We start from the raw sequence: 24,902 nt of genomic DNA, 5'->3' as shown, positions 1-24,902 counted from the left end.
TTCATAACAATTAGATATGAGTAACTCATTGATTTGGCAAATGTAACAATTAAAATCGAAATGCTTACTTATAAAAAAGATAATAATCAAACCGATAGAGGGTCAATCTCATGCGTCAATTTCTTAGTACGCTTTCTATTAAACTTCAGGTTTTTCTGCCTGTTCTATTCACAGTTATATTACTCATCATTGGACTGAGTGTCGGAATCGGTAAACTCGATCAAGCATTCAATAAGGTTTCGGCTTCCACCCATAAGCTAATCATTCACAAAGAGGAACTTAGCGGCATCGTAGACAACACTTACGCCATGCGCATCAAAGCCATTTATAGTCTATTTAGAGCCGAAGATGTTCAGTCTCTCAACCAAGAGCTTTCTGAGCGACAAAACAAAAACCGCGATTTTCTTAACTCCATCGACAATCTCCCTGGCGTTCAAAATGAAGTCAATGCTATGCGTAAGGCCATGAATCACTATGTTGATTTCACTCGCGTTACCATGACACTTCTGATTACACCACCTCTGATTTCAATCAAAAGTACGAATCTGCAATGGCTGAGTATCGATTAGCTGGCGAAGCGATGATCAACGCCATCGACAAACTATCTAAACAATTGAATCAAATCGTCACCGATGAAGTCGAAACGAATGGCGAACAACATTCAACCACGCTAACTTACAGCGCCGTCTCGCTTGCGGTGATCTTGAGTGCCGCTTCACTTATTAGTTGGGTACTCGCCAGCTACATCGTTGCGCCGATTCGTAACCTTCAAGTAACGATGCAGGAAGTCGCGAAGGGAAACCTACTAGTTAAGGCCGAAGCCATCGGGAAAAACGAAGTGTCTCAGCTGGCTCGAGATGTAAACCAGACCATAGAAAAACTACGTGAAACTGTAAGCGCATTGGTTCGCATTAGTGAAGATGTGGCATCAGCATCAACCGAGTTAGCAACTGTTATGACTCAAAGCAGCGTCAACTCGGATCAAGAAAAGCAAGAAGTTGAGCAAGTAGCCTCGGCGATCAATCAGCTAGAGTCGAGCGCAGCTGAAGTATCGACCAATGCACAAGAAGCCGATAGTGCATCAAATCAAGCACGTACGTTAACCTCACAAAGTATAAGCATGTTTGGGGAAAGTACTCGCGCAAGTGAAAAGATGGCGGAACAACTTAACGAAGCCGCTGCCGTCGTGACTTCGCTAAAAGATCAATCAGAACACATTGGTCGCGTGATCGAAGTGATTGAAGGTATTTCTGAGCAAACGAATCTACTTGCACTGAATGCAGCGATTGAAGCTGCACGAGCGGGCGAAAGTGGCCGAGGCTTTGCGGTAGTGGCCGATGAAGTACGTATGCTGGCAGCGCGAACTCAGGAGTCCACCAAAGAGATCCAAACCATTATAGAAGAGCTACAGCAACAATCTGGTCACGCAAATGAAAGTATGCATTCCAGCTTAGCCATGTTGTCAGACAACCAAGCTCTGACACAAGAAGTTAGCCAATCACTTGCTAATATCAGTAATGCTATCGCCGATCTGAACTCAATCAACACTCAAGTTGCAACCGCATCAGAAGAGCAGAAACAGGTCACGGCTGATATCAACAACAACTTAACGAACATCTATGAACTAGTGAGCCAGAACGTCACTGGCATTACGCAATCCGCTGCTGCCGCTCAAGAGTTGTCTGGTTTAGCAGAAAATCAAAAACATCAACTTAAGCAGTTCCAAGTTTAAATACTCTGCTCAACACGATAAGTTCCAAAGGTTAGAAAAGAAAAAGCTCCGCACTGGCGGAGCCTATCATAAAGGCAAAGCTATCAACCCTTATTAACGTAATAATTATTATTCATCTGTCACTAACAAGAGAGAGCTTTTGAAACTTGAGTTTAACGGATCTCTATTGAAAACCTCACCATTAGTCGTATCAAAAGTTGCAACATGCTTACCGTCGCCATTAGGTGTGTTGCTCCAGACATAACGCCCTAGAACATCATCTCCATCTTTCAGACTATAGCCGCTAGCAAACCCTGTACTATTTATGGCTGGGCTGTGGCAAGCTCGCTCAGTTAGAGATACTAGCTCTTTGATATTTGCTAGTCGCCAATTTTTTTTGTCAGCAAAATTGTGAAGAGGATGGTTGCCGTCCTTATTACGAATTTGTTTGGCTGTGGAGAGAGCGAGTTGCCATGACATTGTAGATCGCGTCCCCTGGCATTCTTGGTTTCCTACATTCCATGTCATACCAACTGGACAGCGCATCCATGTTAGACCTGTTTTCAGGTCAGTTACGGTACCGCTCTCAGAATATGTATAACGCGTGTTAGGTGCCGTTTTAGCAAAGTCAGTAGAACACTCTTGTGCAGCTATTGCAGTTTGAGAAGCCAAAGTAAGAGATAGTACAGTTATTAATTTCTTCATCTTATTGCCCCTTAACTGCGACTAGACGGATTGGGAATTGGTAAGAATCATCGGCACCCGCACTTGTGTTGCTTGATCGAATCTCGACGTATGAAATAGTGCCTCTATCTTTGCCCCGGGAGACAATCGCAGGGAAATAAATCTCGCCATCAATAAGTTGTGATGATGCATTCGTAAACTTAAAGTCGCTATGCCAAAACGCACCATATCCTAAATAAGGGCTACCTATGGTTTGCTGTGGAAAGTATTTAACATTAAAACCATAGACGTTGTATTTTGCATATTCATCGTTCGGAGCAAACAGCGTTTGTTCACCAAAGTCTAGTAAGTCATAAGTCTCACGGTAAGTAGGCAAGCGCCAACCAGTGATTCCACATAACGATTGTTTGTTTATGTACTGAACATATTGGCTAGTGGTACAAACTTCATCACCAGCGTCTTTACAACCTGCAAGCTCTACATCTTTGCTAAATGGCTTAAATGTTTCAGACTCAAACGCAAATAGGCGATCTTTAAATTGAACTGAGCTCGCATCCGCACTTTTGTTTTCCCAAACAAGACCAGTACGCTCGTCCATAGTACAAGCCCACTCAGTCGCATCTGCAGCTAAAGCAGCACCTTGTGAATCTAACTTAACGAACTTAAAGCCAGCGCCTGTCGACGTTTGCTTGTCCTCTTTGTCGAAGCCGTACTCCGCATCTTGACCAGGGTAAGACGCTTGAACCTCTGCTACGTCTGCTGCTCCTTCAGCAAAATAAAGAACGGCGCCCGTATCGTTACTACCAACCGTTTGTTCAGCAACCGCTACAATTTCTTCAGCAAATGCACTCACTTCCACTTCAGACAGAAGATCAGAGGCCAATGATTTACCCTGGAAGCTAAGGCTTTGAGCAAGCAGCGCTACGCCTTGGGTCATTTGTTGTGGCTGCATTGCAGCTAATAGTGCAACCGTGTTTTGCTCTAGCTTATCTAGCTCGCTGGCTTCTGCGTTAGACATTACCGTTCCAGACAGAGAAACACCGGCATCGGTGAGTTGTGCTTTCACAATCTCTTCAGCTTGAGCAACGGTTTTACCGTCAACCACAAGACCTGCGAGCAACGTTGTTACACCATTGACCGTGTTACCCGTTGCTAAGTTTTGGCCCGGAGCCGCAAGACGCAACGTTTGGTTCGAACCTTGATCAACTTGAGCAAGAATGGTGCTGGTTAGTACGTTTTTGTCGCTTGAAGTCAGGCTAAATTTACCGGCATTATCCGTTTTAGCACTCGGTTCAGTGGAATCACAAACGTAGTTTTGGTTTAAATCGATGCACACTGGCGTATCAAGAAGTGTACCTGCAGAAACGATGGTGCCAGCTACATCATAGGTCGGTGCCGACGTGTCACCACCAGAACCTCCGCCACAGCCAGCTAGGGCTAGTGACATAGCAACGAAAGAATATTGAAACTTCATAGATTTTATCTTCTTTTGATTTTAATTAACGAGAGCGAATCACTCTCACCATTGAAAGCAGGAAAAGTCCTAACAAGGTCCAAGGCGAGCCACTGCCACCTGAACCACCACTGCTTTCTTTAGTGGTATCAGCACTACACTGATACTGAGCAAAGTGACTCACACCCCACTCTTTCAACACCCCAGAATTCCCTGACACGCGGTCAGACACTTCGAGACGCCAAGTCCCCCAACTCGGTTGACCGACAAGTGCTTGTAACTCCTCGTCATACTGAGCGGTGAAGTAACCTTTAAATCCTTTGGTATTGCTTGATTGATGGCTAAGTAGCACGACCGATTTGCCTTGTGGAGACACAAGCGTCACTTGCAGATCCTGCAGTGAGTCATGTTCGATGTTCAGGTAAACCGCAAACGAATCATCAATCGTGCGTGACTTATCTGATAGCGTCTGAGAGAACAGTCTGTCGCCCTGCTCTGGCAAAGCGGAATTCACTGATTGAGGCTGGATATCAAGCTCTGGCGTACCATTAACCAGCATCACCTGTTCACTCCACTGGTGAGTCTTTAAGCCTTCTGCAAATTGGTAATCCAATGAAATAGAGGAATCGAATTGCGTGCCACACGTCAGACCGCTTGGTAACGCCACCTTCATTGAAGTCGAGTCGGCAAGCGTTTCATCAAAGTCGAAAACGGATGCGTTGTTTAGCTGCCATTGCCCTTTGATGCTCGCTTCACGGCCAGTTTGGCTCAGGCTCAAACCAACGTCTTGACCTTGTGTGATGTATCGAGCGTCATAGCGAACACGAAGAGGCGCTTTAAGTAAGTTGTGTCTGTTGAAGCTGTCCGTCAGGAATTGGGCGTAGTCTTTATTTGGGAACAAGGTGTTTGCGGCAAACACGGTCGATTCCGCCAGATTATGCATTTTCACGCCACGACCAATGCCGTACATACCTTCAAGTACAATGGCGTCAAATTCGCGGAACACGTTATCGGTATCATCACCGTATCGTTCAACCGATGCTTTAAGTGCTTGGAACAGTGGCGTTGACCATAACTCGTCGCCTAGTTCACCGCCCACACTAACGTGCGCTGGATACTCTGAGCCCTCGAAGTAACGAGCTCTTTGGTTCCATAAGCTACGAGTTGTTTTGCGTGTTCCGAACACACCGTCCCAGTTGAACACCGTATCTAACTCGAACTCTTGACCACGACGCGAAGCATCCAAATATTGAGTGCGGTAGCTCGCGCTGCCCGCCCAGTAATCAGCAAAACCCTCTGCGATAGCACCAGTGTGACCGTACGCCCAATCCGGTACGATTTGGTAATGAATGCCATGCCCAAGCTCGTGTATCACGACATCAGCATCGACTGCATCCGGAGAAACACCACCGACACCCAGCATGAGTGCTTTCGGACCGTAATAGTAAGTAGAGTTATCTTTTGATAAACCGCGAGCGTCAAAACGAAGCGGTTCGTCAAACAAGTCGTAAGTCAGGCTTGTCAGATATTGGATCGAGCTATCAAGATGATAAAAAGCCATCAACTGTGGGAACGCATTGTCACCAAACTCGGTGCTTTGCATCTCATCAACACTGTCAAACGCTTGAACTCCTTCTGCGCTGAGAAAATCCAACGTATCAAGTACAGGCGCTTCACCAGGTGTTGGGGCTGCAAATAAGCCCGTCGCATCCACTTGCTTCAATCTTGGGTTAGACAAATAGAACTTACCGCCGGACTGTAAAACCTCAATCGACTTGGTGACGTACTCGATCGGCTGAGGGTAATCGGATAGTGCTGACCACGTCGATTCTGGTGCCGCTTGCTGTTGCATGGTGCGAAGATCTGGGTTGAACAAAGAAACCTCAACATCAACCAGACTTCCAGAGCTCAAAGCAGGTGGCTCTTGTGCTTGCAGTTGGCGAGGCGATTCCAATTCCATTGCAACCGTTGGTTTACCGTTGCGAATGATCGTATCGTCAAGGCTCTTAAACACTCGCACAACGTGATGATTTTTATCGGTTGTTACTACGAGGGCACGCTGTGCTTGATATTCACCGTTAACCCAAACATCAAAATTGTAATGCTTGCCAAGCTGAGACTGGGTTTTGTAACGGAACTTAAACTCGCCCGCTTCTGAGTAGTGGCTGTCTAGATAAGTTTTCGCTTGCGCTTCATTGGTCACCACAGAATCCGTTGAGGGATAATCCCACTCTGCAGCCAGCGCCGCAGGGGTACATGCAATAAGCAGTGAAAACGCTAATGGTTTTAGCTTCATGATTTCGTCCTAGAATTCGTATTTTGCAGTCAGCGTGAAGTAGCGCCCTGGCTCAGTTGAGTAACGCTTACTTTCCTCAACGATACCCGCTACGTCTTGGTATCGGATGTATTCTTTGTCGAATAGGTTGATGATGTTTGCGCTAACACGAAGGTCTTTGGAAACGTGGTAAGTTGCGCCGATATCAAACGTATTCCACGCACTTGTCTGCGCGCAATCTGTCGCTAGACCAAGCGTGGTCTGGCATTTAGGAACGCGATCCATGGCCGCGGCCCAGTTCCAAGCCACGTAAGCATTGAAGTCTTGGTCGGCGTATTTCAGTTGAGCGTTACCTTCGAATGGCGTAATGCTTCGAACGTATTCACCTTCCGCGTCTTTGCCATCTACGTAGCCAAACTTGGTGCTGATGTTCCATCGCTTAGTGATCGCGTAACCTGCAGAAAGCTCTGCACCATACGTCTCGACACCATCGAGGTTTTGGTATTGTTTAATGTAATTACCATTGCTTGAGTCAAAGCCCGTGGTCACAACGTCGATGAAGTTTTCAAACTTGTTGTAGAACAAAGACGCATAGACATACGCACGACCGTTATCGAACTTGTTACCGATTTCAAATGAGTCGGAAGTTTCAGCTTCTAGATCCATGTTTGGTGCAATGACAAACGGCGTGAGCGGCACAAAGTCGTGGCTTACGAAGCCATACGCTTTATCGTATTCCGGAGCACGGTAACCATGGTTATAAGATACATAAGCGATGTTGTTGGCAAACATTTCACGAGAAACCGAAAGACTTGGAGATACCTCTGAGCTATCCATGTCTTTTAATGGGAAGCCGCCCACTTCACCCGCACCGTCTGGCGTGAGACGGTGCGCATCAAAGCGTAGGCCACCTGTGATGGTCCATTTATCCAGTTCCACCATGTCTCGGACATACAAGCCAATGTTATAAGCACGAGCAGGAGCGAAAGGTTGTTTGGTCGAAGGTGTTACTCCGTTCCAATCAATCTTGGAGTCGCTATCTGTGCGCTCGTAATAGTCTGTAGAAAGCTCAACACCGTAAGCCAATTGGTGCTCAGCATTTGCTGCATAAATCGTATTGGTGAAATCGCCACGGAAGCCAATTGTTTCGTCAATGAAGGTTTTGTGTTCCAGCTCGCGACGCTTGGTGATCAAACCATTGTGATCCACTTGGCGCATTAAACGGTTGGTGTCTTCCACCACTTCGGTGTGACGCCAGTAAACTTTGGTATCCAACTCTTCGAACCAAGTTGGATTAATCGGAGTCACCTCTGCACCAATATAAGCGCTGTACTCTTCCGTGGTTTCATCCTCAGCAAAGTCTTCAATATGCCAAATTCCATCAGGTTGAATGGACGGTGAACCCTCCAAACGCTCTTGGTTCTGGGTGTAGAGTTCCGCTTTGGCTTTCAACATCACCTCTTCATTGAAAAAGTGGTTGATCGTATAAGCACCGCTGTAACCATCGAGGTCGCGGTTATACAAATCTTCATCAAAGTTACGTGTCTCTTGTCCTTGCCAGTATGAAACGTTAAACAAACTCTCTGTATCACCGGAACGAAAAGCTAGATTACTCGTGCCTTTGTACTTGTTGCTGATATCGGTGTAAGTACCGGAAACATCGGTGTAAAAGTCTTTGTCTTTTAAGAAATCACCCGGCTGACTGGATTCTAAAATCACCACACCGCCGATCGCTCCAGAGCCATGCACCGAAGAACTTGCCCCTTTAATGATTTGCAGCGATTCAAAATTGGATAAATCAAAAGTATCTCGCCCAACTGCATCATTAATGTCATTCGCACCGAAGCCATCCGCAGAACGAATGCCATCACGAACGATCATAATGCGGTTACCCGTCATACCACGGATGGTAATGTTTTGCGGACGTCCTGCACCGCCCGTCACGCTTACACCAGGTTCGTTACGCAGCACGTCATATAGCTCGGTCTCGCCTCTTTCTTCGATTTGCTCGTTTGTGATAACCGCGACACTACCTGCCACTTTTGACAATGGCTGATCGATTTTATTGGCGGTTACCACCACCTCTTCCATTGAGAAAACCTTAGATTCGGCGTGCACTTGACTGGCAGCAAGTACCAAAAGTACTGCCGCTGACACTGGGGTAAGCTTCATTTACTGCTCCGCTTTAGATGTTTTAATGAGTGATAGTAGAAATGCGTATTCTTTTGCTTGTTGTTCTTGCGCTTGTCGTGGGTCCATTTGGTGGCCCGAATTAAAATCAGTTTGCAACAAGTACGGCCCGTTGCGCTCACTTAACGCTGAAACTTTAGCCAGATACTTTGCGCCTTCCCAATATGGCACGCGCTGATCAATTAAACCGACTTGAACCAACATGGGTGGGTAAGCGTTTTTATGGATATTGAGAATCGGATCGTACGCCTTCATTAACGCCAATTGTTCAGGTTTGGTTGGGTTACCCCATTCGCCATACTGCTGTGTGGTAAGCGGAAGTGAGGTATCCGACATACTTGCAACCACATCAACAAAAGGCACTTTAAGTACGACACCTGAAAACAATTTAGGATCTTGATTAACCGCTCCGGCCACCAACGTACCACCAGCACTAGAACCGATGGCGAAAACCTCTCTATTGCCACGTTCGAATGTTTGCAGCGCCTTCGCGGCCGCGACAAAATCACCAATAGAATTGGCTTTTCGCACACCACGGCCTTGCTCGTGCCATTCATCGCCAAAGTACCCACCGCCACGGACATGGGCGATAGCGTAAATCACACCTTGGTCGAGTAAACTGATAACCTGAGGCATAAAGTACGGTTTCATCGTAAAACCATACGCGCCGTAACCGTAAATCATCACAGGAGATTGTGGGTGCAATTTGTCTTTGCGATACGCCAAAGAGACCGGGACAGAAACGCCGTCGTGCTTAATAAAAATACGTTGGGATACATAACGCTGACTATCAAAGTCTTGGTAAGCATCTTGAGAGTACAAGGATTTATTCAGCGTTTTTACATCGAACTCTTCCCACTGAGGAGGCGTAGTCATCGACATGCTTCGGATACGAATTTTGTTTGATTCAAAATCGCCCAATGTGCTTAGCCAAGCGACATTACCATCGTGTTCCAATGGCAGTATCACTTTTTCCTGCCCTTGGTAAGAATACACCGTCAATGTCGACAAATTGTTTGGCTTACTAAGTGCCACAACTCCTGCATCATAAAGGTAGAACTGTTCAAGCGGCTCACGAGGATTGGTAAAGCGTTGCCATGTTGCGCCAAGCGGTGCGAGTTCGGCTTGGTAAAGGGCGAACTTTCCTTCCAGGTTGCTTTTAAGATAAATGTAACCTTTCGCCACATCCGCGTAATATTCCACACCCACTTCAGGCTTTCGCAATGAATCGGAGACAGTGCCCATTTCTAGGTCGACAAGCTTCTGCTCTGTTGTTGACTCGTTGTTGCTTTGCAGCACAGCATAACGGCTATCTGCCGCACGATAGAAAGAAAGTAACCAATCTGACTTGGGTTCATTCCATAGGACTGTTTTTGCCAAAGATTCAGTGGAGATACGTAAGATCTGATGAGGTCGCTGAGTGCGCTTTTCTTTTGCAACGAGGAATGCCACTTTCCCGTTAGGTGACAACAATACGCCACTATCGACGTGCGTCGCCAGTTCCGTAGATTGACCGGAGAGTAAATCAACAACCACAGCACGATATTGTTCGCTGCCGTCGATATCTTCCGTGAAAAGTAGCGTGTCACCATTCACTTGCCATTGACCAAGTTGGTAGTACTGATGCGCAGATTGTCGTTCATCGAAATCGAACACCACGTTTTCTGGTGCATGTTGACTCGCACGGGATAATAGTAAGTAACGACCATCGCGACGCATTAGCGTCCACTCTCTTCCACTCACGATCGACCATGGCTTATCACCTTTGTCTGCCACAATGGTATCCCACTGCGTTAGTAGGTTTTTTGTCAACGTCTGATAACTTTTTTGGTGCTGTTCAGTTTTGTGGTTTTGTTCTGTTAGGTAGGTAAGAACTCGCTCATCTTTACGAGCATCATCTCGAAGCCAGTTGAAATCATCAGCAGCAAAGCCAGAACTAGAGGTAATTATGAGCCCTAAAAAAACATGAGTAAATTTCATATAGAGAGCGAATTCATTTATAGGATTAATACAATGGCGCGTATTCTGCCCTTAAATAAAAATGAGATCAATTATCATTTTCATAATCATGTGAGATTTTTATCTAGTGTGTGAGGAAAAACGTTTGCTTTGACCGAGGTTATAAAACTTAATAACTTCCTAAATTAGCGTTCTATGCTGTTTATATACAACCAGACAGATATAGAAGCTGACTAACGAGTGAGTATGGAAAGACGCTATTTCACCTAGCGACAGACATAAAAAATCCGAGTGCGAACACTCGGATTTTTAAGAACTAAAATCAATGGGAAACTACAGCAGCTTTTACTCTTCAGAGCTCGGTGCCGCTGGTTTTTTCTTAGGGATGAAGACATCATCACCCACAGATACGTTTTTGTAGAAGCTCTTGTCACGCTTAGCTGGTTTTTTCGCCGATTTTTTCGCTTGAGGGCGAGCTTTCTTTGCGGTCGCTTTCTTATTGCGGAAATCTGGTTTAGGTGGCTTAAGGCCTTTAAACTTACCTTTCAAATCTTCGAACAATGAAAACTCAAGATCTTGTTGTAGGTATGCTTCTACACGTTTAAAGCTATCCCAGTCTTTTGGACCAACAAGAGAGATTGCATCCCCTTTATTTCCAGCACGACCAGTACGACCAACTCGGTGTACGTATTCTTCGGTATGCTTTGGCATATCGAAGTTGATGACGTGTGTCACAGTTGCAATATCCAAACCGCGGGAAGCAACATCAGTCGTTACAAGGATCTTAAATACTGCGCGCTCAAACTGACTCATAATGGTGTTACGTTGAGTCTGGTTCAAGTTACCACTTAGTGCTACAGCCTTCAGTTTCTTTTCGTTCAGCTTTTCTGTTAGTCGCTCAGTATCATCACGCGTTGCCGTAAAGATAATAACTTGACGGTATTCAGCCTCAGAAAGAACACGATCTAAAATTGCCTCTTTATGATCTAGGTGATCACACAAGTAAAATTTTTGCGTGATATCTTTATGTTCTTCGTTAGAAACGCCGATAGCAATTCGCTTTGGCGCATTGAGCATTTCAGCCGCGATTTCATTGACGTCTGCATGATCTAATGTCGCAGAGAACATCAACGTTTGACGACGACGATGCTTGGCTGCTTTATGAATGCGACGAAGCTCTGGTGCAAAGCCCAAATCCAACATACGGTCTGCTTCGTCAAGAATCAGCGTTTCCAAACCATCCAGATAAAGCGAACGATGATCTAAGTGATCAGCCAAACGTCCTGGTGTCGCCACGATAAATTTCGGGTAACGACGCAGAGCTTTTACTTGATCGTTAAAGTTCTCACCACCCAAAATCAGTGCTGCTTCATAAGATAGGCCAGCTAGCATAGAACGAAGCTCACCATATACTTGTTTCGCTAGCTCACGAGTAGGAGCAAGGATTACCGCGCGAGGGTCTTTCGCAGAAAACGATTTTGTCTTTAAAGACTTATGAAGCATTGGCAATACAAACGCCAAAGTCTTGCCCGAACCTGTTTTCGAAGATGCCAATAGATCCTTGCCTGCAATCGCAACAGGAATCGCCTGCTGCTGAATGTCAGTCGCTTTTTTAAAATCGTAGTGTTTTAGGTTCTTCAACAATCGGTTGTCTAGGCCTAGATCTTTAAATTGCAAAGTATTCTCCAATAAATCAGTCAGCGTCTGAGCGCTCTGTAGTGTCGTTTCCGCTCTAACGCAGCAAAAAAATAAAGCTCGGTATAATACCGCAAATCATAGGAGTATAGATAGAGATCACACAAACTAATTCCCTGTGGTAACGGTAAAACATCATTTGTGGCTCAGTTCAGAGTAAAGACTAGCCTTTTTGATGAGCAGCTGGACAGGAAGTTTAGAGAAAAGCCGTTCAAATATGCCTTCTATCCATCAACAAAACGACTTAAATAGCAGTTATTTGGGCCAATAAACTTTCATTTGTGTCAATATCGTCTAAATTATTGATATCAGGAACGTGGCAAATACACCTGCTATGAAAACTGTTGTGAGAACGAAATAAAGGATAGGTAGTTAAACTTTGTTAAGTTCAGGTAAAAGTTGACGTCAGGTACTCCATGAAATTCTTGGGTTTTTTTGACTTTTGCTACATCATGTACTGATAAAATGTAACCACATTTAACCTCGCTACTGTATAAAATAATAGTTAGTAGCGAGACTTTCACTATAAGCAAGGAGTTCTTATATGAACAAAACGTTGATCGCAGCTGCAGCAACTTCAGTACTTCTACTAGCCGGTTGTGCTTCTTCTGATGACGCAGCTACAGCAAATGCAGCAAAATTAGACGAACTAAGCAACCAAGTTAGCCAACTAAGCCAAGACGTACAAGCTCTTCAATCTGACGTTCAAAAATCAGGCGCAGCAGCAATGGCTGCTCAAGAAGAAGCTGAGCGTGCTAACGAGCGTATCGATAACATCGCTCAGTCTTACACTAAGTAAGATTAATGCACAAAAATATCCTAATAGTATCAAATGCTTAGAATATAGCTACGTGTAACATGGCGATAGAGTGGCGACATATTTTTATGTCGCCACTTTTGTTTTTACGGTTGTACTACCGCATCAGAAGAGTGACGCAATAAATCCGGCTTAAGCCTACTTTGCCTTGCTAACCAATTTCGGTTACGGTGATTGATAATGTGGTCTTACCAACGCAACAAGAATAAATCATTTAAAATCAAGATGATAAACAAAACAAGATCACTAATTGTCCACAAAATGACTACAACCAAGCACAAATCACACAAAACTTTCGGTCAACGACAATCAACTAAACATAAATTCCTATGCTTATCCAACAAATACAATAGTAATGAAATTCTGTCAGCATTGTGTAAAATTAGGCAATTTGTCATATGTATGCATATGTTATGTAAGGAAGTAATGTGAATAGACGCTTTGAGGTTTTGGATAGTTTACGAGGTTTATGCGCTATAGCCGTCGTAATCTTTCACGTCAGGTTAGAGGGAAGCATAACCGAATGGAGTTTTTTTAGAGGAAGTTATCTCTTTGTAGAACTGTTCTTTGTTCTGAGTGGGTTTGTTATGGCTCACGGCTACGCCACTCGAAAACCTGTCGGTTTCTCACCTTTTGTAACAGCCAGATTTTTTAGAATATTTCCTCTTCATATTTTCATGCTTGCAGTTTTTGTACTTTTGGAATTGGGGAAATATCTAGCTCATACAAAGGGGATCGTAACATTTAATAACCCTCCTTTCACAGGAATGGGAGACCCTTCTCAGTTGATTCCAAATTTACTTCTTGTCCATGCTTGGACCCCTTTCACAAATGTTGGTAGCTTTAATTATCCCTCATGGAGTATAAGTATAGAGTTTTACACATATCTGATTTTTTACGTGACTCTAATAATTGGAGGAAAGAGAAATTGGATTACCTGGTTACTTCTATCAGTATCAATGCTTACGCTATTGGAAAATGGAAGTTCCGTGTTGGAAACTAAGGTTATGCAAGGAGTATCCTCTTTCTTCACTGGTAGCTTAACATATTTAGTCTATTTGAAATTGAAGGATTTAAAGATTGGTATAGCTGTTGGCACCGCAATAGAAATTATCATTTTGGGCTTAGTTATTCTTATGGTCTCTGGTGAAATAAGTCATAGTTTCACCAGCCTTATTGCATTATTTAGCTTGACTGTGTTTATTTTTTCTTTTGAATTCGGATACTTATCAAGTTTTTTGAAGCTAAATCCTTTCCAAATTGCAGGTAAGCTCTCTTACTCAATCTACTTAACTCATGCAGCATTTCTTTTCTGTTATACGGCTTTATTTATGGTCCTATCAAAAATAGTGGGCACAAATTTGACTGTCATGATTGATGATGTGAGATATGTAACTACCGGTTCAGTGGTTGGAAATAACCTCGTTCTAGTAGCGATCATTGCTTTTGTTTTGCTTCAATCGGTATTCAGCTATAAATATATCGAAGTACCATTTATACAAAAAGGTAAGAAGATAATACAGTCCAAAACCAGAAAGGTGGCTACATCTGTTTAGTTGAAAAGGCGGCTTAATGCCGCCTTTTCAATAAGATAGATTGATGAGCATCGGTTTGTTAGAGCTAGAGTAAAGAAGTAACAAGGATACTCACAGAATCCCAAACGTCCACACCTCAATTTTGATACTCTCGATTAAAAGCATGTTTTCCGCCACGGTTTTGTTCTGTTTTGTTGCTTGCTTCTAAAGCTTAATCCTATGAACATTTTTGAAAAAGTGAAACGTCCATCAGGTTAACAGTGAATCCTTGCTACATCTGGCTTTATCGCCACCTAAAGAGATCCTTAACCTTACACACTAGATCTTTTAAAAACTAACAAAAACCAACAAAATCCATTTAAAATCAATAACTTGAAATTGCACACAAGATCGTCACAGATCGTTATTATTGCAATTTATCGAAAAAAAACGCAATTGTTGAAATTCTCTTAGGCGCTTTATAATCCATTTCTGGCTGCGTTTCGTATCACTCGAACCCCTTATAGCAAAAGGCTTTAGCGCATATTCTACTCTTCGCTTAGCCCCGTAGTTTTTCACCAAATCAAAACTGCGAAAAAGCAAGATCGAAAACGTCGCAGGTGGGGAGGAGGAGTGCGGATTACGTCACCGAAAGGTTCGTTTACGTGGCTCAGCGTTTCTGGTTGCCACTCAGACGTTCGGTGTTTGGGATTGCGCTCGATGTTCAGACAAAAAGAAAAGCGCCCGTTGTGGGCGCTTTGGTGTGGTTAAAACGTTATCTAGATGATTGAGTACTTTCCTTTTGAACTACCGCTTGTTACATCTGCTTTGGCATTCTGTGTGATTTCATCATACACAGCATTGGCAATCGCCTCTGCCATCTTGCCTGCCATTGCGAACTCACCAGTAAGGACGAAGCCTTGTGCTTCCAATTCATTTCCTAACTTTTGTTTGAGTGACTCTTTACTCATTGCCATGTTATTTACCTGCCTTAACTGTTTTAGATACATCCACATGATTCTTACCAGAGAACGGGCAAACCGTTTGCCCAGTGCATACACCCGTGCCGCCGTTCATGGTGATGAGATCAGCCACTTCAATGATTTTCTTTGCGGATGTGGACTTTATGTTTTTGACGACTTCCGTGTGGTTGTGGTTGATTTGAACAATCTGGTCTTCCAATACTTGCACCCGTTTATTCAAGCATTCGATGATGTCGTCTTTGTCGGTCTTACTTTCAAAGTTGCCTTCTTCATCAACTAACTGATAAACACCTTGTCTTTGTTGGTATCGGCTTTCACCTTGCTTGATGGCTGGCAACTTAAAACCAAGCGGCAGTACACAACGGATAAAAGGTTTGTCCGGTTGACCGAACATAAAACCAATTTCTACGATGCTACCGATCGCAGGTGGTTCCAGTCTTCCTGCGTACTCACCAACACCTGGTATCGGTAATGGCACCGCTTGAAGTGGTGCTTTGTTCTTGAACTCCACGCCCCTTTCATCCAACAGTTGAACATCCGCTGCGTAATGAGGATAAAATCGATCGGAGATATCTCCCTCTTCTGGCAGCTCTGGTAATGCAACCACCTTTCCCCATCGTGGCAAATGCCATCGTCCGGTTAATTCTGGGAACAAACGAAAAATGATGCGCTGAATCGCTTTTACATCCATGTTAGTTTCACCTCTGTTCCTTGGAAGTCAACGCCAACTAAACGGTGACCATTGACTATCGCACCGGGTCTTAGTTTAGGAATGGCAGGAACTTTCACTGATTTAGACGCTGTTCGGTTGGTCATTAAATTATCTGGGATGTTAACCGGCTTATCAGCCCAATATGAATCTTTCCAACTTCCCACGTAAATCTGACCATTGCCTTGTTGCTGCCAAAACAAGTCATCAATGCTAAAAGCTTGCGCCAATTCATCCATGACACGGTAACCATTACCGTCACTGTAAAAGCAAGGGATTGACGTTTTGCTGTAGGCTGCTTCTGGTACCACGAACTGCAACCCCGTTTTGTTGGTTACGTCACTCAGCAGCTGCATCAATGTTGGGTGTCTCAGCGTGACATCAAGTGGCTTGAAAAGTAATGCCGCTAGTTCGCGGCAAAACAATTCTGACCATCCTTTTTCAGCAGGTTGGACTCTCTCAACATATCCGAGAAAAACACGTGATATGCTGTCACCCCAGCCGATATCGACCGCAACGATAGTATTCACTTTCGGTGAACCTTCCACCTTTATTGAGCAACGAGCAGGCGTGTTCACATCAAAAAGAACACGGTGGTCTTTTGTCTTTACCTTTTGGCTACCGAGATAAGCACGACACGTGAATTTGTTATTTACTGTCATGAGTAACCTTTAAGCCAAAGCATCATCAATTGACTTGAGCACTTTCATTAAACCTGTTAACTCAATGCTTGTGTCCGGTGGTACGTCTTCACTCTTTCCAACTTCAACCGGAGTGGTTACCCCTTGGACTTGCTGCTGTGTCGCAGGTTGGTCTTGTTGACGTTGTTCAACTCGTTCCGGTACCGAAAGATGCTCAACCAACTCAAACGCAACGCTCCATTGTCTTAGGCTTTCTTGTTCATCGGCTCGGATTGTGCCCTGAAACTTTACCTCACGAACTTTGAGCGTCGACGCGGTTTTATTACTAATGCGGTAGATTTGGCGGGCGCTTTCTTGCTGCCCACCTGCCATGTTGAAAAGGTTGCTCAAGATCTCAGGTTTACTGAAAGGGATGATGCCACTCACCGCTAACACTTTGCCCTTGTTACCTGTTTCCGCTTGGTCGGTCGCCGAGGACTGACCGGACATATCCTGTCCGGCGAGTTGTTGGCGAACGCTAATGCGCAGGTTCTTGAGTGAGATTTGAATGCCGTTTAGGGTTAGCATACATTTCCTCTAAACATAGCTAATATTAAGCCGTGCAAATGGTTCAATAGTAGCGTTACCATTTGGGTATGTTCGTGCGATTATTGATACTTCATCACCTGCTATTACGTTTAGCTCTGTACTGTAACTTACGTTATCCTGAGTGGTAATATCTCGATCTAACTTAATTAGCGGACTATCTTTCCCGGCGATTGAGATCGCGATATAGTTTAAATTTGTCCCTTTTACTAACGCATTAAAACTTATCCTAACTCGCCCACCATGCTTCAACTTAGCGATTTTTGTAGATGGGTCCCACAACGAATGCTTATCTCGTCCCGATACTGGGTTAAAATCAACTCTGTAAGCCTCATCTGAACCAACACTCTGCACCCTGTCATTAACCCCAACAAATTCGATTGCAGTTTCTGGGTCGAGATTTTTGATTTTTGATTTGCCTTTCGTACTTGGGAATAACTCTTCAAATGTCGCTGCGTGTACATCTCCTAATGCACCAACTGTCACATTCGCACTTCGAACTTGGTTCTCGTTTTCACCATAGAGCACATCTTTAACTTCTACAGGAAAGTTTTTTAGGTTGTTCATTGTACCGTCCTGTGAAAATTCCTGACGAATAGAACATCCACTACCAATATTCACAACTGCGCCTTCGATAACACTAAAATCTTCAACTCCAAAATCCTGCGGTGTCGTTTGCCCCTCATAATTGTCTTGGTTTGGGTTTGAACCTGCCGCAACATTAACACCTATGAGGTTTACACTGCATCGTTCTCCTTTAAACCTGAATGCTCCGCCAAAACCCTTTTCCATACCACAACCGACTAGGTTTACTTGAAGGCAATCTTCAAAGTCCCACCCATATTCTCCTTTACCCCAATGATCACACGCTACATTGAACCATGTTGTGTAAGAAACCTTTCTTAATGTCCAACCTTCATCACTATTCGTTAAGCCACCATTGTGGTTTTCAAATGTAGTACCACCTGGATGATTGGTAAATCCAACACAGTGTTCAAGCTCATAATCATGAATCTCACAACGGTACACGTTTCTTGTTGAATCTATGACATATTTGAAGCCATTGGCATAAAATCCCTTCATGTATACATGAGACATCCCGTGTCCATATAACAACGATATGGTTTTATCGAATCCAGAACCTCGCCCCATAAAAGAAAAGTCTTCAACCGATATGTATCGCGGTGTTGCATCTACACCACCTGGAATAAAATCACCATTTTGCCCCCCAGTTTGGCGACGGCGAGCAAAAATAAGCAACGATGGCGATTCATAACTATCTGGTAAGTCTTTCCACTTTTGTGGAAGGTTTGGGTGAATCATGTTTGTACTCGGCACAAACTGAGTCGAGAATTTACCTTGTCCTTTGAATCGTATCCCATCAGGGTTGTAGATCAACCCTGGGTAATCAACAGAAAAAATCCCTCTTGGCCATACAATGGTTGCCGATGCCTTATCAAATGTCGTGGAACTTGAAACAATTGCCTCCGCTGCATCAATTGCCATTTGCTGAGCTTCACTAAAAGAGCGTCCAATCATATATTCCCAAACGTGTACCTCTTCTGGTTGAGTGGCATACAAATCTAGGGCGTATTTTTCAGGAATTGTAATTAACGCAATAGTTTTTTTGTTTGTTACACATACTTTTGACTCTAAATCGATACTCTCGATTTTTTCACCTTTTTCTGGCTTATCACGCAAGTGATAAAATGAATCGCTCAATCCACCTATAATTTTAATGGCTTGCTCATTACCAGAAAATGCAACCTTTTTAATTCCATCCGCTGTCCCAGAGATAAAGCCAGGGTTTAAGTTCTGAGTGTCTGTTACTCGCTTCTCTGTTAATCTTAATTGCTTGACACTCTCCCCCTCAGGTCGCAAATCACTCACTGAGCCATCAGCATATACCTGCGCAATCTTACAAACGAAGTGCTTCACATCCTTACCCGTTGACGAGTCGATGTAGTCGTCTTTTTCTTCTGCGGTCACCACAAAGTTGAATAAGGTAACTTGCTCACCTGTTGGTGTGCCTTCACGGTGAGCGTCGATGTAAATACACGATGGCTTATTTGGAACCTGAACACTGCGGTCAAATTCCATAGCGACACGGTTACCAGAAACATAACCAGCACCCGCTTTGATGCTGTATGCGCTTCCCGATGGTGTTACTAAGAAACCGTCTGCGATAAACCAGTCTTTGCCGTTCTGGTCGATGATGGATTGCGCCACATCGCTGTCCATCTTCTTCATACGTTCTGTGGCGTTGTACTGCCAACTTGATGCATCCACGGTGATATTAGTGATCTCGGCAATGTCCTTGTATTCAAGAACAACCGAACGCACTAGTGTATTACCTGCGACACCTGGTTCATCTGCTGTCTTTGGTGTGAGTGCATGGTGGTCAATGGTCACCAACACGCCATATTCCGAGCAGTATGCACCTGTCCAGTTGAAATCGAACGGACCAACATCACTAGTCAACGTAGTGCTGTAAATTACCGAGTCAGCAGAAAGGCGACCGCGCTGCTCTACTTGTTCTTGGTGAACAATATGGTCAGTTGGTACCACATCATCTGGTTGTGGGTACTCTGGACGATTCGGCACATTGGCGAAAATCATCTTGTCGATCACAAGTGCTTTTTCTTCTGCGTTGAGCTGTGCCAACAGTGCTTTACCTGCGGCGGTTAAAATTGACTTATCAGTGCTGTTTGCCATTTTAAAATTCCTTACCCTTTCACTGTGGCTTGGTAATATTCGCAATCAACGTTGAGCACATTTGGAAGCATGCCAACGTTTAGTCGAGTTTTGATGTGTGATGTTGAATACTGCGCTTCTACGTTCTTGCTTCGCGCTGCCAAAGGCATTTCTACATAACTGGTGTATTGATAACGACGGCAGGTTCTGCCGTACTGTCTGATTACTGTATCTAGCAGCTTAGGAACGTTGGTTAAATCGCCGTCTCTGATTTTTAAGCTGATTACATCCCAAGGCACATTGGCTAAACGCTCGTCTTGTCCAATATGCGGATAACCCAACTTGGCGAACATGTCTTCCCAACCTGCAATCGAACCCGCATCACGTGCAAAGCCGTAGGCATGCGCCACGCGGATTCGAAATAACTCTTCCGGCTCTTGCCCTAATCGTTCAATCTCACGCTGCCAAGCAAGGATATTCACTAGTGCCATTGGTGCGGTGAGTGGGTCATGCTGTTGCAATGGCATTTCGAATGCTGCCTTTACATGCCCCCAATAGTTGCGCATAGCTCGGGCGAACTTTGCCAGCTCGCCTCTACCCATCCAGTAACGCAGCTTTATCTCAGGAATGTTCAATCGACACCTCCAACGTATTAATGCGCGGCACGGTCAGATTGTTGATGATGTCAGCGTTATCAAATTCGAGTGATTCAATCTCTGAGAACTGGGCATGTAGCTCTTGTCCTAAGCGAGAGAAACTGAATCGAAGCACCGGATTGGTCACCGTTGGCGAGTAGTCCGTGTTTTGTCGGAATGCTGCTCCGATGAATTGCTCCACCTTCACTCGTAACGCTTCGCGGTCTTCCATCGTCAAAGAGCGTTGCGGCCAAACTCGGCAACTAATATCGTGAGTGGTTTCTGGCATCGCTAAAACTTGCAGATCATCACCGTGACCGTGTTGCCCTTCAATGCGAATGTACTCATTCAAATCGGCAAGCATGTCGGATGAAGGCTCACCCGTATCGAGAAGAATTAACGCGTTGGCAGTACCTGGTCCACGTGGGGCGTTATGCTTAAAATACACGTTGTCGTCATTGATGCCTGCGCGACTAGTAAGCAGTGAACGGTAAGCAGCATCAATATGCCATCGTGCAACCGCGCTCCATTGGTTACGAACACGTAAACGAAGTTCATCATTGCTTTCTTTATCTGAACCCGCCTCGTTCAACCATTCCGCAGGATTTGTCACCGCACCAATGCCCGGTATCGCTGTTGGCAAAATGTGGTAATAACCTTCTCCTAGGTTGTAGCCTGCGCCTTCGTTCTCTGCTTCTACCTTTGCCATCACCATGGTTTCGTTTTCTGGCATCGTGGTATCAGCAAGCACCTTCACACGGTAGATGGTGCCATTAATAGGTTCGGTCTGAATCCAAATATCTTTTGGAATGACTAACGCTGGCCCTTTTGCGGCTGCACGTTGGAAGGCGATCAAACCTTTCGCTTTGGTTGCCCCTTTGCGAGTCAGTTTGCATTGCCAAGCGAGTAGGTCTAACCATTGGTCGACTGCAGTCGCCACAAACATATTTGGCAGTACATAACCCACCAATAGCGTAGTGATGAGCCACAAGGTGACTTTCACCACGGCCGATTCAATCAAGCGCCAGAACGGGGAGAAAGGCGAATCATTAGAGATAATGCACTCTTCCTTTTCCATCTCTTCTTTCAGTACTTTTTTCCAACTCGCTTCATCGGTAGGAATACCGGATTGCTTGACCAGCTCGGCGTAATCTGGTTTTGGAATATCAGACATTGGTTGTCTCCGAAGTTGTGATATCAAGAGTTACGTCGCCAAAGTCTGCAGTCGTGGCGAAAACATAAATGGTGCCTTCGGTTGGTTCTTCTAGTCGCACGGTACCAGGTACCAAACGAACATCTTCTTCAACCAACAGCTCTAACTTGGTGCGAATATCCGCTTTTTTTTGATGGGCTACGTTCTGCGATGAGCTCAACCGCTAAATTGCTTTCGATGATGGCGTGTTTAATGTCTTGGGCGATCACCGCTCGGTCTTGAATCAATACAGGGTTACGGCCTGCATCTAGCACCACATCACCGTTTTCGATTAGGATGTCTTGATAGACGTAATCCGCCATTAGCCTGCCGCCATTTCTAATTCACTTGCCATGTCCTGTGGACTGCTCATGTAAGTTGGATAAATCGCCACGCCACCGTAGTTGGTTGAACTGGTTTGATAGTTGGCAATGCTCTTGGCCGCGCCACCTGGCTGAACTTGTGCGTAAGGTGTCGCGCTTTGGACTGACTTGGATTTCACTTGAATAGATTCATCATCACCACCGAAATCTGGCAGCCAATCAACGAGCCCTTTCAGGCTTTCCCAAATACCCGCTAACTTCTGAGTGAACCAACTAAAGACGCTTCCAAAAATGTTTCGCATCGAGTCGGCCATTTCTCCTATGAAGGCAAAGCCATTGGTATCGGTAAAGCCACTCATCACCCATTGCCAACCTGCTTTGATGAACTCAAACATGGCTCTAAATGGCATCGTGATTAATGTGAGTGCACCTTCTAGTACTTGGAACCAAGTTGTGTCACCAAACGAGGCTTTGAGATCATCCCAGTAGTAAATCAGCGCTCCCACCGCGGCTGTTGCGGCAATAACCGCCCCCACAATCAAAATGATTGGGTTAGCCGCTATCGCAATGTTAGCGGCAAGCATCGCGACACGTAGCGCCGCCATGCCCTTGGTAAGTAAGAAGTTCACGCCAGCAAACAGCTTCATAGTGAGCATGTAAGTTGCCATGACTTGCTTACCCACACCCATCATCAAGGTAAACGCCCCGCCGGCGGCGGCGGCACCTAAAATCGCCATGGCAGCAAAGCCAATGTATTTGGTCAGGTTCGGGAACATCTCGGTCCATTCAATGATTTCCATCGCGCCATCGGCCAAGCTCGACACCACTGGCAAGAGAGAAGGCAACAACGCCGCACCAAAGGCGGTTCGAACGGCAAACACACCTTGTTCGAGTCGTTCCCATTGGTCGGTCATGCTGTGGGCCATCTTAATTGCCGTATTTAAGTTGCTGGCATCGTTAAGCTCTTTGACGCTTGATTGAAGATCACCCGTTTTGCCGATCAAGTCGGTAATCAGCAGCACAGCTTCATCAGAGCCGAAAGCTTGTTTTATCTGGTCGATTTCAAGCGAATCTAAATCACCAAACTGGTTGCGCAGTTTCGACATAATGTCGAACATTGGCAGCATCTTTCCGTTGCTGTCGGTAAACGCCATGCCTAGCTTGTCTTGCGCTTTGACCACACCGTTCATAAATGCTTTGTAACGAGTACCCGCTTCACTGCCAGACATAGAACCTTGCAAAAGGCCAAGAACGGCCATTTGCTCTTGAATGGCTACACCGTGAGTTTTACCCAATGCGCCGACACCCTTGAACGCATCCGACATGCCTTGACCTGTCGTTTTGAACATCTCAACAGATTTGGCGGTCATGCCTGCTACTTGCTCGGCCCAGTTATCTTTACCAATCCGATCAGCCTGGTCTTTGAACACCGAATACATGGTGCCCATGTAGTTGGTAATGGTGGCGGTATCTGCTTTAGTCGCTGCGGCCAAAATAGCCGAGCTCCTTGTGACACCTGCCAGTTCATCACCTGTCATACTGCCCATAGCGGATTTAATGTCGTAAGACGCAGCCACGAATTCAGTGGCCGACTTACCGTATTCAACCGAAAACTTCATGGCTGTTTGGGTAAGGGTTTTCAGTTGATCATCGGCAACGCCAAGTGATTTTACTTCACCTAACGCCCTGTCCATTTCAATCGCTGGCATCAAGGCTTGTTGCAATGCAAAACCAGCACCCACCATGCCTGCCGCACCTGCCACCATGGTATGGGTACCTTGGCGATAGGTGTTGGTGACATCATTCAATTGACGTTGGATATTGCCCAGAGGTTTTGAAATCTGGTCAATCAATCCAACTTGAAATCTGAGTGCTTCTGGTAACATCAACAATTCTCGACTTACTTTGCGAACGGAAGCTTGGTGGTTAACCGCTAAAGGCTTTGGCTACACCGCTAGCGGTTACGGCTAGCATGTTTTCCCAATGGTTCTTCTCTAACCAAATCGCATAAGCAAGGTTCTGATCAGTATCCGGCTCGTTGGGTAGCCACTTTCGCCGCCACGCGTACATTTTTTGCCTGTCGCTGCTCTCAATTGCAGCGACAAGCCCATCTATTTTTTTACCGAGATGGAAAGCTTAGGTGCGTACTCTTTAAGAACCGCACCATAAATCTGTGTTGCCGCGCCAGGGTTCTGCTGAGTAATTTCACGTAGCGCATCTTTTGAGCCTTCGCTAACACAGCTCATCAGGAAATTGTGGGCCGCGCTACTCGCATCACCTTGCAGAATGGTGTTTTGCGCGTCGTCGTACTCGGCTGGCGTTGGGTTGAACTCAAGGTCTGTTGTGCCAACGGTTAAAATAATTGATGTTTTCATGCTGCTTCTCGCTTAAGTGTTTCGTAAATTCGTGTTAGGCCGTTCTCCAATTGACGTTCCAGACGCTCGAAGCCGTCATTCACTTCGTCTTTTTTGGCGTAATACTCGGCCACATGGGTTTTGTATTCAGCAAGCTCTTTAGAGAGTGAAAACAACTTGCTGATAAGAGCACCGGTTAACATCACCAAAAGGGTGGCAAGGGCAACCAGTGCAGATAGCCAGGTTGGGTCCATCGCTATTCCTTCTGTTGGATTTCCTTCAAGCGTTTGCCCTGAAGCGATGCGATAATGTCGTCGACGGTTTCTTGCATCACATCGTTGGTAGTCAAGCCTTTCAGAGTTTCCAAGCCCCACACCACAGCGCGCGTTGCGAAGCGCTCCAGAATAATTTTCCAACTGATCTGAAAGAACAGACCTTTCAATACTTCAAGTAGGGTTTTGCCGATAATTCCGGTAAGGAATGCCATA

At 45.1% G+C, this 24,902-nt stretch carries 20 protein-coding genes and 2 pseudogenes; 3 read left to right on the top strand and 19 right to left on the bottom strand.

Annotated features, from left to right (window positions below):
• The first annotated feature begins 110 nt into the window (after positions 1–110).
• Positions 111–1,732 (top strand): annotated as a pseudogene (locus R7E47_RS02165) (methyl-accepting chemotaxis protein).
• Positions 1,733–1,840: 108 nt separating this feature from the next.
• On the opposite strand, the gene R7E47_RS02160 reads toward R7E47_RS02165, so the two are convergent.
• From R7E47_RS02160 to R7E47_RS02135, 6 genes are all read right to left on the bottom strand, one after another.
• A complete protein-coding gene (locus tag R7E47_RS02160) occupies positions 1,841–2,416 on the bottom strand; it encodes a DUF1566 domain-containing protein (RefSeq protein WP_005375151.1) in 576 nt (191 codons plus the stop codon).
• Between the two features lies 1 nt (position 2,417).
• Positions 2,418–3,869, bottom strand: a complete 1,452-nt coding sequence (locus tag R7E47_RS02155; protein ID WP_054574926.1) for a DUF1566 domain-containing protein — start codon at positions 3,867–3,869, stop codon at positions 2,418–2,420.
• A gap of 25 nt (positions 3,870–3,894) precedes the next feature.
• Positions 3,895–6,144 carry a proprotein convertase P-domain-containing protein gene (locus R7E47_RS02150; protein ID WP_258457246.1) on the bottom strand — a complete coding sequence of 750 codons (2,250 nt, stop codon included), beginning with the start codon at positions 6,142–6,144 and terminating at the stop codon, positions 3,895–3,897.
• A 9-nt stretch (positions 6,145–6,153) separates the two neighbouring features.
• Complete coding sequence (locus R7E47_RS02145) at positions 6,154–8,295, bottom strand: TonB-dependent hemoglobin/transferrin/lactoferrin family receptor (protein ID WP_054574924.1); 2,142 nt, start codon at positions 8,293–8,295, stop codon at positions 6,154–6,156.
• Entirely contained in the window at positions 8,296–10,293 is a 1,998-nt protein-coding gene (locus tag R7E47_RS02140; RefSeq protein WP_318083672.1) for a prolyl oligopeptidase family serine peptidase, read from the bottom strand.
• Positions 10,294–10,617: 324 nt separating this feature from the next.
• Positions 10,618–11,961, bottom strand: coding sequence for a DEAD/DEAH box helicase (locus R7E47_RS02135; RefSeq protein WP_031812859.1), 1,344 nt, complete (start codon positions 11,959–11,961; stop codon positions 10,618–10,620).
• A 550-nt stretch (positions 11,962–12,511) separates the two neighbouring features.
• On the opposite strand from R7E47_RS02135, the gene R7E47_RS02130 reads away from it, so the two are divergent.
• Together R7E47_RS02130 and R7E47_RS02125 are read left to right on the top strand one after the other, a co-directional pair.
• Positions 12,512–12,766 (top strand): Lpp/OprI family alanine-zipper lipoprotein, encoded by a 255-nt coding sequence (locus R7E47_RS02130; protein ID WP_005375145.1) that lies wholly within the window; start codon positions 12,512–12,514, stop codon positions 12,764–12,766.
• 446 nt (positions 12,767–13,212) lie between these two features.
• The gene (locus tag R7E47_RS02125) at positions 13,213–14,340 is read left to right on the top strand and encodes an acyltransferase family protein (protein ID WP_193292464.1); all 1,128 of its coding nucleotides are present in this window, start codon (positions 13,213–13,215) and stop codon (positions 14,338–14,340) included.
• Between the two features lie 737 nt (positions 14,341–15,077).
• On the opposite strand, the gene R7E47_RS02120 is transcribed toward R7E47_RS02125, so the two are convergent.
• The 13 genes and pseudogenes from R7E47_RS02120 to R7E47_RS02060 all read right to left on the bottom strand — a co-directional run bounded on the left by R7E47_RS02120 (position 15,078) and on the right by R7E47_RS02060 (position 24,901).
• Complete coding sequence (locus R7E47_RS02120) at positions 15,078–15,275, bottom strand: hypothetical protein (RefSeq protein ID WP_318083671.1); 198 nt, start codon at positions 15,273–15,275, stop codon at positions 15,078–15,080.
• A gap of 1 nt (position 15,276) precedes the next feature.
• Positions 15,277–15,972 (bottom strand): hypothetical protein, encoded by a 696-nt coding sequence (locus R7E47_RS02115; RefSeq protein ID WP_318083670.1) that lies wholly within the window; start codon positions 15,970–15,972, stop codon positions 15,277–15,279.
• Positions 15,963–16,652 (bottom strand): hypothetical protein, encoded by a 690-nt coding sequence (locus R7E47_RS02110; RefSeq protein WP_029822494.1) that lies wholly within the window; start codon positions 16,650–16,652, stop codon positions 15,963–15,965. The genes R7E47_RS02115 and R7E47_RS02110 overlap by 10 nt, the downstream gene beginning before the upstream one ends.
• Before the next feature lie 9 nt (positions 16,653–16,661).
• Positions 16,662–17,198, bottom strand: coding sequence for an adenine glycosylase (locus tag R7E47_RS02105; protein WP_318083669.1), 537 nt, complete (start codon positions 17,196–17,198; stop codon positions 16,662–16,664).
• Positions 17,199–17,207: 9 nt separating this feature from the next.
• A complete protein-coding gene (locus R7E47_RS02100; RefSeq protein ID WP_318083668.1) occupies positions 17,208–19,931 on the bottom strand; it encodes a phage tail protein in 2,724 nt (907 codons plus the stop codon).
• Positions 19,932–19,942: 11 nt separating this feature from the next.
• Positions 19,943–20,545, bottom strand: a complete 603-nt coding sequence (locus tag R7E47_RS02095; protein WP_052719886.1) for a phage tail protein — start codon at positions 20,543–20,545, stop codon at positions 19,943–19,945.
• The gene (locus tag R7E47_RS02090) at positions 20,532–21,719 is read right to left on the bottom strand and encodes a baseplate J/gp47 family protein (RefSeq protein ID WP_318083667.1); all 1,188 of its coding nucleotides are present in this window, start codon (positions 21,717–21,719) and stop codon (positions 20,532–20,534) included. The genes R7E47_RS02095 and R7E47_RS02090 overlap by 14 nt, the downstream gene beginning before the upstream one ends.
• A pseudogene (locus R7E47_RS02085) lies at positions 21,712–22,060 on the bottom strand (DUF2590 family protein). The gene R7E47_RS02090 and the pseudogene R7E47_RS02085 overlap by 8 nt, the downstream one beginning before the upstream one ends.
• Positions 22,060–23,946: a phage tail tape measure protein gene (locus tag R7E47_RS02080; RefSeq protein ID WP_318083666.1), complete on the bottom strand. Its 1,887-nt coding sequence runs from the start codon at positions 23,944–23,946 to the stop codon at positions 22,060–22,062. Before R7E47_RS02080 ends, R7E47_RS02085 begins: the two are co-directional and overlap by 1 nt.
• Before the next feature lie 40 nt (positions 23,947–23,986).
• Entirely contained in the window at positions 23,987–24,130 is a 144-nt protein-coding gene (locus R7E47_RS02075) for a DUF6890 family protein (RefSeq protein WP_267334794.1), read from the bottom strand.
• Positions 24,131–24,171: 41 nt separating this feature from the next.
• Positions 24,172–24,435 carry a putative phage tail assembly chaperone gene (locus R7E47_RS02070; protein WP_318083665.1) on the bottom strand — a complete coding sequence of 88 codons (264 nt, stop codon included), beginning with the start codon at positions 24,433–24,435 and terminating at the stop codon, positions 24,172–24,174.
• Complete coding sequence (locus R7E47_RS02065) at positions 24,432–24,668, bottom strand: hypothetical protein (protein WP_025589374.1); 237 nt, start codon at positions 24,666–24,668, stop codon at positions 24,432–24,434. The genes R7E47_RS02070 and R7E47_RS02065 overlap by 4 nt, the downstream gene beginning before the upstream one ends.
• A 2-nt stretch (positions 24,669–24,670) precedes the next feature.
• Positions 24,671–24,901, bottom strand: coding sequence for a hypothetical protein (locus R7E47_RS02060; RefSeq protein ID WP_267334795.1), 231 nt, complete (start codon positions 24,899–24,901; stop codon positions 24,671–24,673).
• Position 24,902: the final 1 nt, after the last annotated feature.

Source organism: Vibrio sp. Vb1026 (assembly GCF_033338745.1).
Lineage (GTDB): Bacteria > Pseudomonadota > Gammaproteobacteria > Enterobacterales > Vibrionaceae > Vibrio > Vibrio alginolyticus.
The sequence above is the reverse complement of the archived record's forward strand: the minus strand, read 5'-3'. Positions and strand labels throughout refer to the sequence as shown.